Source organism: Acinetobacter sp. LF10 (assembly GCF_048585715.1).
Classification (GTDB): Bacteria; Pseudomonadota; Gammaproteobacteria; order Pseudomonadales; family Moraxellaceae; genus Acinetobacter.
This window is the reverse complement of the sequence record NZ_CP184160.1, coordinates 2,654,273-2,666,094: the sequence shown is the minus strand read 5'-3', so window position 1 is coordinate 2,666,094 and position 11,822 is coordinate 2,654,273. Positions and strand designations below refer to the sequence as shown.

11 protein-coding genes are annotated in these 11,822 nt (G+C 39.1%); 4 read left to right on the top strand and 7 right to left on the bottom strand.

What is annotated here, in order from left to right; genetic code table 11:
- The 4 genes from ACN19N_RS12830 to ACN19N_RS12815 all read left to right on the top strand — a co-directional run bounded on the left by ACN19N_RS12830 (position 1) and on the right by ACN19N_RS12815 (position 5,729).
- The gene (locus ACN19N_RS12830) at positions 1 to 1,614 is read left to right on the top strand and encodes an acyl-CoA carboxylase subunit beta (protein ID WP_420001479.1); all 1,614 of its coding nucleotides are present in this window, start codon (positions 1 to 3) and stop codon (positions 1,612 to 1,614) included.
- An 88-nt stretch (positions 1,615 to 1,702) separates the two neighbouring features.
- Positions 1,703 to 2,860: an acyl-CoA dehydrogenase family protein gene (locus ACN19N_RS12825; RefSeq protein WP_241282861.1), complete on the top strand. Its 1,158-nt coding sequence runs from the start codon at positions 1,703 to 1,705 to the stop codon at positions 2,858 to 2,860.
- 15 nt (positions 2,861 to 2,875) lie between these two features.
- Positions 2,876 to 3,706, top strand: a complete 831-nt coding sequence (locus ACN19N_RS12820; RefSeq protein WP_420001478.1) for an enoyl-CoA hydratase/isomerase family protein — start codon at positions 2,876 to 2,878, stop codon at positions 3,704 to 3,706.
- Positions 3,707 to 3,782: 76 nt separating this feature from the next.
- Positions 3,783 to 5,729: an acetyl/propionyl/methylcrotonyl-CoA carboxylase subunit alpha gene (locus tag ACN19N_RS12815; RefSeq protein ID WP_420001477.1), complete on the top strand. Its 1,947-nt coding sequence runs from the start codon at positions 3,783 to 3,785 to the stop codon at positions 5,727 to 5,729.
- Between the two features lie 32 nt (positions 5,730 to 5,761).
- Here ACN19N_RS12815 and ACN19N_RS12810 read toward each other — a convergent pair whose 3' ends face one another.
- The 7 genes from ACN19N_RS12810 to ACN19N_RS12780 all read right to left on the bottom strand — a co-directional run bounded on the left by ACN19N_RS12810 (position 5,762) and on the right by ACN19N_RS12780 (position 11,558).
- The gene (locus tag ACN19N_RS12810; RefSeq protein ID WP_293745343.1) at positions 5,762 to 6,229 is read right to left on the bottom strand and encodes a hypothetical protein; all 468 of its coding nucleotides are present in this window, start codon (positions 6,227 to 6,229) and stop codon (positions 5,762 to 5,764) included.
- Between the two features lie 115 nt (positions 6,230 to 6,344).
- Positions 6,345 to 7,274 carry a lipase secretion chaperone gene (locus ACN19N_RS12805; RefSeq protein ID WP_420001476.1) on the bottom strand — a complete coding sequence of 310 codons (930 nt, stop codon included), beginning with the start codon at positions 7,272 to 7,274 and terminating at the stop codon, positions 6,345 to 6,347.
- Between the two features lie 14 nt (positions 7,275 to 7,288).
- Positions 7,289 to 8,635, bottom strand: coding sequence for a sphingomyelin phosphodiesterase (locus ACN19N_RS12800; RefSeq protein WP_269228796.1), 1,347 nt, complete (start codon positions 8,633 to 8,635; stop codon positions 7,289 to 7,291).
- A 455-nt stretch (positions 8,636 to 9,090) separates the two neighbouring features.
- Positions 9,091 to 9,510, bottom strand: a complete 420-nt coding sequence (locus ACN19N_RS12795) for a roadblock/LC7 domain-containing protein (RefSeq protein WP_004664921.1) — start codon at positions 9,508 to 9,510, stop codon at positions 9,091 to 9,093.
- Between the two features lie 32 nt (positions 9,511 to 9,542).
- Positions 9,543 to 10,085 carry a GTP-binding protein gene (locus ACN19N_RS12790; protein WP_420001475.1) on the bottom strand — a complete coding sequence of 181 codons (543 nt, stop codon included), beginning with the start codon at positions 10,083 to 10,085 and terminating at the stop codon, positions 9,543 to 9,545.
- Positions 10,086 to 10,093: 8 nt separating this feature from the next.
- Positions 10,094 to 11,053 carry a hypothetical protein gene (locus tag ACN19N_RS12785; protein ID WP_420001474.1) on the bottom strand — a complete coding sequence of 320 codons (960 nt, stop codon included), beginning with the start codon at positions 11,051 to 11,053 and terminating at the stop codon, positions 10,094 to 10,096.
- Positions 11,054 to 11,198: 145 nt separating this feature from the next.
- Positions 11,199 to 11,558 carry a hypothetical protein gene (locus ACN19N_RS12780; RefSeq protein WP_087544648.1) on the bottom strand — a complete coding sequence of 120 codons (360 nt, stop codon included), beginning with the start codon at positions 11,556 to 11,558 and terminating at the stop codon, positions 11,199 to 11,201.
- Between the last annotated feature and the right edge of the window lie 264 nt (positions 11,559 to 11,822).

Sequence of the window (11,822 nt, the reverse complement as noted above, 5' to 3'; positions counted from 1 at the left end):
ATGACTATTCTTCAATCTGAAATTGCAGTCGGTAGTGAACAATATCAACAAAATAGAGATGCTTTATTAAGCCAAATTGCAGAGGTGCGTGCCGTACAGCAAAAAGGCATTGATAAGTCTTATGCAGCAAAACCGAAGTTTGATAAGAAAGGCAAAATTCTTCCACACGAACGTGTGCGGTTACTACTCGATGCTGATTCACCTTTTGTGGAGTTATGTAGTCTCGTTGGCTACAACATGCATGATGATAAAGATGGCTCTGAAGCGGGTGGGGGTATTATTGCGGGAATTGGTTTTGTCAGTGGTGTTCGTGCTTTGGTCACTGCCAGTAATAGTGCAATCAAAGGTGGCACCATGTCACCGATGGGTGTACAAAAAACCTTACGCTTACAAAAGATTGCGCTTGAGCAAAAGTTGCCGATTGTGACATTGACCGAAAGTGGTGGCGCAAATTTAAATTATGCAGCAGAAGTGTTTACTTATGGTGGGATGACTTTTGCCAATCAGGCACGAATGTCTGCGGCAGGGATTCCACAAATATCAGTTGTGCATGGTAATGCCACCGCAGGTGGTGCATATCAACCAGGTCTATCTGACTATGTGATTGCCGTCCGTAAGCAAACAGAAATGTTATTGGCTGGTCCACCATTATTGTTAGCAGCAACAGGTGAAGTGGCAACGGCTGAGGAACTCGGTGGTGCTGAAATGCATACTCAGGTTTCTGGTGTAGCTGAATATTTAGCTGAAAATGATGCTGATGGCATTCGTATTGCTCGTGAAATTTTTGAGCATTTGAACTGGAAAGAACAAACCAAAAGTCTCGATCAGGATTATAAAGAACCTCGTTACTCAGCCGAGGAATTGTTAGGTATTATTCCGCAAGATCCAAAGCAACCTTTGGATATGAAAGAAATCGTGGCGCGGATTATTGATGATTCAGATTTTTTAGAATTCAAACAAGAATATGATGCGCTTACTGTTTGCGGTTGGGCAAAAATGGGTGGGGTACATATTGGAATTATCACCAATAATGGACCAATCACACCACAAGGTGCAGTGAAAGCCACACAGTTTATTCATCTTTGTGAACAAACCCAACGTCCACTTTTATTCTTGCATAACACCACGGGTTTTATGGTCGGAACGGATGCTGAACAAAACGGCATTATTAAGCATGGTTCTAAGCTGATCCAAGCAGTTGCCAACGCGACTGTACCTAAAATCTCGATCATTGTTGCTGGTTCTTATGGAGCAGGTAACTACGCCATGTGTGGCCGTAGTTTGTCGCCTAACTTTATCTTTGCATGGCCAAATTCACATGTGGCGGTGATGGGTTCAGCACAGGCAGGAAAAGTGTTACGTATCGTAGCTGAGGGTAAACAGAAAGCTTCAGGCATGGAACCGAATCCACAGATGTTGGATTTTCTAGAACAAAGTACTTCGATGAAATTGGAACAGCAATCGACCGCTTTATTTAATACAGCGATGTTGCATGACGATGGCATCATTGACCCACGAGACACGCGTAAAGTATTGATCTTCTTGTTACAAACCATTTATGAAGCACAGCAACGTGAGTTAAATCCAACTCGTTTTGGTGTGTCTAGATTTTAAAAATCCCTCCCGACCTCCCTTTAAAAGGGAGGAGTTCCCCTCTTTTTCAAAGAGGGGTTAGGGGAGATTAAATTTAAGGAAAAAAATAATGAAATTTACCGCAGAGCATGAAGCATTACGCCGTACCGCACGTCAGTTTGTAGAAAACGAACTTAATCCATTCATTCCTGAGTGGGAAGCAGCAGGACGCTTTCCGATTCATGAAGTCTTTAAGAAAATGGCAGATTTAGGTTTGCTAGGTATTTGTAAGCCCGAAGAAAATGGCGGCTTGGGTTTAGATTATTCGTATAACCTTGTGGTGGCAGAAGAATTAGGGCGTGCAGCATGTGGTGGTGTACCGTTGGCGATTGGTGTGCAAACTGATATGGCAACACCCGCACTTGCTCGTTTTGGTAGTAAGGAACTGAGAGAAGAGTTTCTGAATCCTGCGATTCGTGGTGAATATGTTGCATCAATTGCAGTTTCAGAAGTACATGCAGGTTCAGATGTTGCAGCAGTCAAAACCACAGCAAAAAAAGATGGCGATGATTATGTGATTAATGGCAGCAAAATGTGGATTACCAATTCACTGCAAGCGGACTTCTTCTGCTTACTTGCCAATACCTCTGATGACAAACCGCATGTCAATAAATCAATGATTATTGTTCCTGCTAAAACCGCAGGCATTAGTTTCTCAGAACCATTGAATAAGCTAGGAATGCGCTCCACCACAACGGCTCAAGTTTATTTCGATAACGTACGTGTACCACAGCGCAATCTTGTAGGTGCTGAGGGTATGGGCTTCATGATGCAGATGATGCAGTTTCAGGAAGAACGTATGTGGGCATGTGCAAATGCTGTCGGTGGTTTGGAAAATGTGATTCAACAAACCATTGATTACACTAAAGAACGGACGACATTTGGTCAGCCACTCATCAATAACCAATATGTACATTTCCGTTTTGCTGAATTGATGACTGAAGTTGAAGCGCTAAAAGCACTCACTTATCAAGCATGTGAACAACATATTGCAGGTGAAAATGTCACCATGATGGCTTCGATGGCAAAGCTCAAAGCAGGCCGCTTAACTCGAGAAGTCGCTGATAGCTGCCTACAATATTGGGGTGGAAATGGCTTTATGTGGGAGAACCCCGCATCACAGTTGTATCGTGATGGTCGTCTTGGCTCGATTGGCGGTGGTGCAGACGAAATCATGCTCGGGATCATCTGTAAATTGATGGATATTTTGCCGAAGAAACAGAAATAAGATAGGAGAAGAAAAATGACACTTTCAACTTCTCTTACTGATTTACAAGTAGATGAAAGTATCCAGCTTGAACAACAAGGCAGTATTTTAACGCTGTGGCTGAATCGACCTGAAAGCCGTAATGCCATGAGTCTAAACATGGTCAATGCGATTCAACAGGTCTTTGCTGTTATTGCTGATGATGTGTCTATTCGTGCGGTAATTTTGCGTGGTCAAGGCGGGCATTTCTGTGCAGGTGGTGATATTAAGGACATGGCGGCATTGCGTGTCGAAGCAGCCAATGTAGGTAGCTTGCAACCCTATGTGGATTTTAACCGCCGTTTTGGTGCGATGATTGAGCAAGTTGATCAAGCTCCGCAAACGGTTGTTGCAATTTTAGAAGGGGCAGTGCTCGGCGGTGGTTTTGGCTTAGCCTGTGTCTCGGATGTTGCGATTAGCCGTGATAATGCTCAATTTGGTCTACCTGAAACAGGTCTTGGGGTATTACCTGCACAAATTGCACCGTTCGTAGTGAAACGGATTGGGTTGACCCAAGCGCGTCGTTTGGCATTGTTAGGTTCACGTTTTAATGGTGAGACTGCACAGAAGTTAGGTGTGATACACGAAGTTGTGCGTGATGATATTGAGCTTGAGCAATTGCTTACGGATACTATTCAACAGATCAAACGTGCTGCGCCGTTGGCATCTCGAAATACCAAAGCATTGCTACATCGGACGTTAAATGAGCCTCTAGATTCTTTACTTGATGATGCTGCACAGCAGTTTGCTCAAGCGGTTGGCGGCGTAGAAGGTCAAGAAGGCACGATGGCATTTATTCAAAAACGTAATCCGAGTTGGTTTAACTGAGATCTCCCACAATAGGGATTTGATTAAGTACCATTGTTCTCCTCTTTGTTAAAGAGGGGCTAGGGGAGATTTAAAAATGAAATTTTCAAAAGTTTTAGTCGCAAATCGTGGTGAAATCGCAGTTCGTGTGATGCAAACGGCCAAAGCGATGGGTTATCAGACGGTAGCCGTGTATTCGGATGCAGATGCCAATGCCCGCCATGTTAAGGTTGCAGATGAAGCAGTTTACATCGGTGCGTCCAAAGTTTCAGAATCCTATCTGTCGATCACCAATATTATTCAAGCCTGCAAAAAGACAGGCGCAGATGCGGTCCATCCTGGTTATGGTTTCTTGTCTGAAAATACCGATTTTGCCCAAGCTTGTAGCGACAACGGTATCACCTTTATTGGGCCAAACGCCGCTGCGATTCATTTAATGGGCAGCAAGCGCTTATCTAAAATTGCCATGATTGAGGCAGGTGTGCCATGTGTACCTGGTTATGAGGGTGATCAACAAGATATTGAATACTTGGCTGAGCAAGCGGAAAAAATTGGTTTTCCATTGATGGTCAAAGCATCTGCTGGTGGTGGTGGACGTGGTATGCGTTTGGTGCATCAGTCTGTTGATTTGTTCGAAGCTTTAAAAACCGCACGCTCAGAGGCTGAAAATGCCTTCGGTTCAGGTGAGCTGATCATTGAAAAAGCGGTAATTGCTCCTCGTCATGTGGAAATCCAAGTCTTTGGTGATACGCATGGTAACTATGTTTATCTATTTGAACGAGATTGTTCAATTCAACGCCGTCATCAAAAAGTGGTGGAAGAAGCACCTTGTCCAGTGATGATACCTGAATTACGCCAAAAAATGGGAGAAGCAGCCGTTGCAGCGGCAAAATCCTGTGATTATATCGGCGCAGGTACAGTTGAATTTTTACTTGATCAATCAGGTGAGTTTTATTTCCTTGAAATGAATACTCGTTTGCAAGTTGAGCATCCTGTGACAGAAATGATTACGGGACTAGATTTGGTCGAGTGGCAACTCCGTGTCGCTAATGGTGAAACTTTGCCATTGCATCAACATGAACTTAGTTTAAATGGACATGCGATCGAAGTGCGCTTATATGCAGAAGATCCACGTCAGGATTTCTTACCACAAACGGGAAAAGTATTACGTTGGCAGCCTGCGGCGTTGCCGAATGTCCGTATTGATCATGGCATGTTAGAGGCGGGCGAAATTAGCCCATTCTACGATCCAATGGTGGCGAAGGTGATTGCCTATGGTAAAACCCGTGAAGATGCCATTCGTCTATTGGCGCGTGCTGTTGATGATTGTGTATTGCTTGGTGTAAATAGCAATAAACAATTTTTGGTAAATTTATTGCGTCATCCGATTATTGTGGCGGGTGATACCAATACTGCATTTATCCAGCAGCATTTTCAGGATGACGTCAGCCTACATCAACAAGTTCCAACTCTTGAAAGTCTAGCGATTGCAGCAACACTATTTGCGCAATACAAGGCTTCAAAAACGGCATGGCAAACAGGTATTGCAACGCCACTACCATTAAAATTGAAATGTGCAGATCAACAACTGTCACTACAAGTCGAAATGGATCAACAGCAAGTCACCGTGCGATTATGTGATCAACACTGTACGATTCAGGTTGTAGAAATAACTGATACTCAGATCATTTATAACGTTGATGGTGTGCGTCGAAAGTTGAGTTATGTACTTGATAAAAATCAACTCTATTTAGATACAGCGAATGGTAATTTAGTGATTGAAAATATCACCTATGCCGCACCTGAAGCTGCTGAAGTGGTAGGGGATGGTAAAATCCGTGCGCCGATGGATGGGGCGATTGTGAATCTATTGGTTAATGCTGGAGACACAGTTGTTAAGGGACAAACCTTATTGATCTTGGAGGCCATGAAAATCCAGCAACAAATCAAGTCGGATGTTGACGGCGTGGTGGATGAGCTGATTGGTCAAGTCGGTCAACAAGTGAAAAAACGACAATTACTGTTAAATGTCGCGATTGCATAAAAATGTGTAAATTAAAAAGCTAGGATCTACGCCTAGCTTTTTAATAGCTTTTCAACCGCGACGAGTGAGTGTGAGGAATTTCCCTTTAATTCTTGGGTTGCAAATTCAGCTAATGCTTGTTCATGTACCCATAAGTATCGAAGAAATTCTTGAGTCGTTGCGTCAGCATGTTGATGCATTCGCTCAAACGTTTCCATAAAAGGTTTTGTACCTTGTTTGAGTAAATGCATCGCAACTTTCCAAGGAAGCTTTGCCATCGCGATACCTGATACTTTCGCTTGCAACTTAATGTGTGGTCGAATTGAAGCAGTGTGACCCTGTTGCGCTAAGAAATTCTTCAGCCGTTGAAGCGTTTGAGTTTCCAGTTGTGCCAATCTTTTCCATTTTTGCTGTTGTTCTATGGAACGAGCATGTTGAGCAGCATTCAGAAAAATTAATTCTCCTAAGATTTCTGATTCCAGTGCAATATTTAAGTCATGTTGAAATTTTGGATAGTTCATTCCTTTGATTTCCATCAATAATCTTAGTTTTCCTTCTTATAAATACCACAATATTTGATTAAAACGTATATTCAACCATCCGTGTTCATGATACAGATGGTTTTAAAAATGATGATTAAGAAAACATTTTGAGACGTAAATCTTGCAAACGGGTTTCATATTGTTTTTGCCATTCTGCATCAGAAAGCTGCAATTTTAATGGCTGCATTTCTTGTTGGAGCTGTTGCACGGCTTGCTGATATTGGTTGACCTGCTGCTGCTGTTGAACTTCACGTTGATCACGAAGTTGAATATCTTGTCGTTCTTGTTCGGTTAAATACTGCTGCTGCAATTTCTGTTTCAAACTTGCAATCTCAGCAGGATTATTTGAACTTTGATTCAGTAATTGAATCGCTTGTTCATAAAGCCCCATTTTGCTTTCCTGTTTCGTTGCATCAGGATATTGACGCTGTAATTCCTCAAAAGCTTTTAGACGCTGTTCCGCACTCAATCTTTGATTCTGAGCCAAATCATTATAGGCAAAACGATAGTCTGCATAATGACGTTCTTGCCCAAAACCAAGCATCGCTTCGGCTTGCCCTAAAGTCTGTTCTCTGAGTTTCCACAATGCTTCGAAACGTTGTTTAGGCGATAAAGAAGTCGATAAGACCGTACTCTGCATTTGTTGCTCATATTGCGGCATACGCTTTAATAAATTTTCAACCAAATGCGCAAATTTCTGATCAGGGTAATTCGCTAAGGCTTTTGCTAAAGCTGCATTACAATCAGTCACTGTACAATTCTCCTTAAAATTATTAAGGAATTCTGTGATATTGCCAGGCTGCTGCTGTAATACTTTCAGTTGCTTTAATAAAGCGTCTTGCAGCAATTCATCCTTATTTTTATTTGAGATATTTGGATCGTTCATCTGTATAGATGAATTTTCAGATGATGAGGTGGATTTGGTTTGCTGAATTGCAGCGGAAGAGGCGGTGCTCTTCCAAACTACAATTCCGACCAAGACCACTAAAACAATAATAATTGTCAGCAATAGTCTTTTGTTCATACAGCGTTCCGTTGTTATGGACTGTAATTAAATTGTCCCATGACTGGGAAATGGTCTGAGAGATCCCAAGTCATATACAAAGGATCTGCTGTGGTACGTAAAATACGCACATCGTTACGAGATTGTGTAGGTTGGCGATGTGTATTTGAAGCCACCACATAATCTAAATATTCAACGGCAGTGCCACCTGAACCAGCCGCACCTGCTAATTTATTGACACGTGGATCAAATGTCGATGCGGTATAACCTGTACTTGGAGCTGCTGTTGCGTTGAGATTAGTCAGCATATTTTGGTAATCTTGAGGCCATAACAGTTTATTGACATTGAAATCACCGCCCATCAACACTGCATCAAAACTTGGAATATTTTGTTGATTGACTAACTGGCGAATTTGCTTGAATTGGACTTGGCGAAGGGCACGTGCTTCATCGGTATCAAATGATGCAGTGTGTGTTGAAGTCACATGATAGGCTTTACCATTTTTAATGATTTCAGCATACAACACGCCTTTATCAGCAAAACAATCCGTTCCTGTACAATCTGGATAGATCAATTGTGCAGTTTTGACGATTGGATAACGACTGACGATGACGAGACCACTATCAAATAAGTTATAACCTGAACCAACAGGGATATGAGTTTGATATGGATATTGTTGTGCTAATTGATTCAGCATACCTGTACGAGAAGAAGCAAAAGCTTCTTGCATCATAATCACATCATAGCCATTTAAATGATTTGGTAACTCAGCCAAACGTTCACTGATCTTGCTTGCAACCATTGGCAGAGCATATACATTATAAGTCAGTACTTTTAGTTCATTGGCGTTGCTTGAAACAGGTTCTTGTACTGTATTTTGATGAATGGTGTAATGGAAATCATCATAGCCTCCAGTATATTCAGCTTTTACTGCGGCTTGTGCAGATAAACCAGCGTAAGTTGTATTGATTCGATGAATATCACGGTCTGAATACCAAGGAGATGTGGTGGTCGCCGTTTGAATACCATGCTTAATCGTACTACCTGACCAAGTTCCCGTCATTGTTTGTTTCAACGTGACTTGTGAATTACCTGTACTTACAACTGTATCGAAATTATAGGTTTTTCCTGATTTTAGACCCGTATAGCGATTGATACGAAGTACGCGTTTAGTTTCGTATGGGGCAATTTGTGTTGCTTCCTGTGCCCATTCATTTCCTTGTTGTAAAATATGTGTCCCTGTTTGATTAATTTGAACAGAAACAGTTTGTGGTGTGGTATTGGTTACAAATACATAAGAATCAGCAACTGCATCTTGCGAAGCAAGACCTCCTAAAAGTAGTGCAAACCCTGCGCCAAACTTTAAGCTTCTCAGCCCCATAATACATCTCTCCATAGTGCATAATGATAAATGAACAAAGGACAATCAATAATTATAAAACATTCATTTTCGAAAATTTAATGATTGTTATTTGTTCGAAATTTATAATAATGAAAATATATTGCCAACGCATGTAAAAAACCAACCATTTATCTGAACTTATTGATAATTGATTCATTTTAAATTATATAAATGTGATTTTTATCAAATAAGTGCTTAAAAAAATGATTTATTTTGGTGCTATTTTTTTATTTATTGAAAAAATAGTATTTTTTATCTCTATGAAAAAAATTTTTATAAAAATATATAATTAAAAATTAAGCAAGTGAATGCATAAATTTATCAATGGTATTTTTTAATCATATGGATAGAGTAGGCGAGTGAGGCAAGTATTTTCGATTTTGAAAATAAAAATCTGAAAGTGCATCTCACTTTCAGATTTTTTAGAAGAAAAATTAAGCTTGATCTGCATCCATAATTGCTGCACTAGCCTGCTTTAAGCTATAAAGTAACTGTCCTAAAAGAACATCTTTATTACTTAATGTCACCATCACCATTGGATGGTGTGGTGCAGGAATCGAAGTCAGGATTGCTTTACCATTTTCAGCATCAAGCGTGATACTCTGACATCCATTCAATTGAATTTCATTTAAAAATGCACTAACCATTGCTAAAATTGAACTACTTACAGCAGCTAACTTGGTGCTGTTATAAGGATTCTTTTTATAGATTGATGCCAATTCAAAGCCATCCGTAGAACAAAGCATAATGTAATCAATACCACGGATATTCGTTAAAATGTCATTCGCCTGTGTTTTTGCTAATTGAATGAGTTCTTTTGGCGCAGTGCGTTGTTGGCTTGGGATACTGAACATAATTTTTCTCTTTATTAAAGTTATTAAGTCATTTAGTTCGTTGCTTTGAGATTGACTTCCAATGCTGCAATTAAGGATTCAACCATCAGCAATATGTGTTCTTGTTTTCGGGCATCGATAAAAAACAAAGGGTATTGATATTCATTTTGAATCAACCAATCTCTATAAATTGAAGTTGTTTGACCTTTGTTCTCATCAATATGAGTAATACCAATTGATATATTTTTTGTATAGTCTTTAAATGTATCTAAATACCCTTCAAGTTCATCAAGTGGGAGTTTACTATTATGATCTATTAAAATAATAACACCAAGAGCACCTTGGCAAATCACTGGCCATATAAAATCAAAACGGGTTTGACCTGGTGTGCCATATAGTCCGATTTTGACACCATCATCTAAGGTAATTTCACCATAATCAATGCCAACCGTAGTTTGCATTTTATTATGAGCCTGGCTATCTGTATTGAATGCCTCAGTTGCGAGTACTGGAACTTCAGAAAGTGATCTTATCGCTTCAGTTTTTCCAGCACCCATACTTCCAGCAAATACAATCTTATATTGTTGTAAAATCATATAATTCCTTAAAGCCCAAATCGGCGTCTAATTTTGCCGAAAAATTTATTAAAAAAGTTGTGTTCTTCAACAGGCTGTTCGGCTGCTTCTGATTTCAAATAATGACTTTCTGTTGCTGGAATAATGTCTCCATTATTTGAAATGATGCAGGCAGCAATAAATTGTTGAACCGTTTGAATTGGGATTTTTAATTGCGTTGCCACTTGTGAAAGTTGAGCTCCTTGTATAAAACATGCTGAAAGCAAAAGTATAATTTTTCGATCCGTACTTTGACTAGGTTGAGGCCAATGTTCAATTTTAAAATATTCATTTTCATTCGGCGCAAGTCTTTGAAAATCTAAAGAATGCCAAAATAAATTCCATAACCAATCCTGTAAGTCATATTCAACTTTACGAGAAACTTTTGTGCAATCAAAAGTGGTCGCAAATTCATATTTAAAGCTATGATTGGTTTGCGTGTGTATGCGAGTTGGTTCTAACCATGCAATCTGACTACGCGTATCAATGATCGCTAAAGTCCCATGATCATCAAAAAGATGAAGACGAGCATTTTCAGGGTTTAGCATATCCTTTAAAAACTTTTCACTTACAGGGTTGTGATTAGGTAGAAAATCATTTTTAGGTTGTTGATTAGAAATATAACTTAGCAATCTAAGTTGTATCCAATTCTTTAAGGCATCGGTTTGTTGAAAGGGAAGGTAGAGTGTGTTGTCCTCGTCGATTTGGCAAGAACCTTGCCCCTTAGAAATTTTTAAACATGGTAATTGTTTTTGTTGAATAATACGTTGGATACCTTCAGTATCAAAAAAGTTTTCATTTATTAATAATAAATCGAGATTTGGGTCTGAAATATTGATCCAGTTGATGCCAAACTCATTAGGTATTGTTTTTCTAAGTTCTATTTTTAGTTCATCTGAAACTTTTAAACTTATACCTGAAATTGCGATATTAATGCAATGTCCATTCATAGTATCACTTTAATGTTTTATAAAATATTGCATTGAACGAAATTATACTTTTACTTAAGAATAATAAAAGACCTCTTATATAATTCTAATTTTTATAATTAAAATAAATATAAGAAGTCTAATTTAAAAAAACTTAAGATTTTAATTAAGCAAAGTCTAATTCTTTTTCGAACGTTTTTAATTCGTGGCGTGCCATTGCTAAGTTTGATTTGCTACGATCTAATACAAGGTAAAGAAATAAATTTCCGTTACTCTCTAATGGTCGAATTAGGTGATATGCTTTACCAAGTGTAATTAGAATATCTTCAATATCATCATTAAGTTTGAGTGAGTTTGCAACACGACGTTTTGCGCGAACCACTTCAGTGTTACCTGCTGCTGCTAATTCTAAGTCAATTGCGCCCCCACCTTGAGTTGCAAGCGCTAAGCCACTTTCAGTGTCTACTAATGCCGCTGCCACAAAACCATCAATATTTGTCAAGCTTTCTAGTGAAATTTTAGCCATGATATTATCTCTACTTATGCATCTTTGTTTATGAATTTATATTCCCTGCTTTTGTTTTAGATTATTTTTCAAAAGCAGTTGATCTCATTATAGGAAACTCTTTTATTAAATCAATAATACTTAAACAGACTTAAAATAATACAATTGGTAATAAATGACAGTTTTTGTCAAAAAAATAAATCAAAAACGTATATAAAACTATATTTTAAACAAAAAAAGTGATTTTTGTCACAAAAATAGGGTGATTTAAATTATTTTTTTGAT

What these genes read in the sequence shown, in the direction of transcription:
- ACN19N_RS12810 (WP_293745343.1), bottom strand. Translation starts at nt 6,229, where the DNA reads ATGAACTATCCAAAATTTCAACATGACTTAAATATTGCACTGGAATCA.
- ACN19N_RS12820 (WP_420001478.1), top strand. Translation starts at nt 2,876, where the DNA reads ATGACACTTTCAACTTCTCTTACTGATTTACAAGTAGATGAAAGTATC.
- ACN19N_RS12830 (WP_420001479.1), top strand. Translation starts at nt 1, where the DNA reads ATGACTATTCTTCAATCTGAAATTGCAGTCGGTAGTGAACAATATCAA.
- ACN19N_RS12795 (WP_004664921.1), bottom strand. Translation starts at nt 9,510, where the DNA reads ATGTTCAGTATCCCAAGCCAACAACGCACTGCGCCAAAAGAACTCATT.
- ACN19N_RS12800 (WP_269228796.1), bottom strand. Translation starts at nt 8,635, where the DNA reads ATGGGGCTGAGAAGCTTAAAGTTTGGCGCAGGGTTTGCACTACTTTTA.
- ACN19N_RS12825 (WP_241282861.1), top strand. Translation starts at nt 1,703, where the DNA reads ATGAAATTTACCGCAGAGCATGAAGCATTACGCCGTACCGCACGTCAG.
- ACN19N_RS12815 (WP_420001477.1), top strand. Translation starts at nt 3,783, where the DNA reads ATGAAATTTTCAAAAGTTTTAGTCGCAAATCGTGGTGAAATCGCAGTT.
- ACN19N_RS12790 (WP_420001475.1), bottom strand. Translation starts at nt 10,085, where the DNA reads ATGATTTTACAACAATATAAGATTGTATTTGCTGGAAGTATGGGTGCT.
- ACN19N_RS12805 (WP_420001476.1), bottom strand. Translation starts at nt 7,274, where the DNA reads ATGAACAAAAGACTATTGCTGACAATTATTATTGTTTTAGTGGTCTTG.
- ACN19N_RS12785 (WP_420001474.1), bottom strand. Translation starts at nt 11,053, where the DNA reads ATGAATGGACATTGCATTAATATCGCAATTTCAGGTATAAGTTTAAAA.
- ACN19N_RS12780 (WP_087544648.1), bottom strand. Translation starts at nt 11,558, where the DNA reads ATGGCTAAAATTTCACTAGAAAGCTTGACAAATATTGATGGTTTTGTG.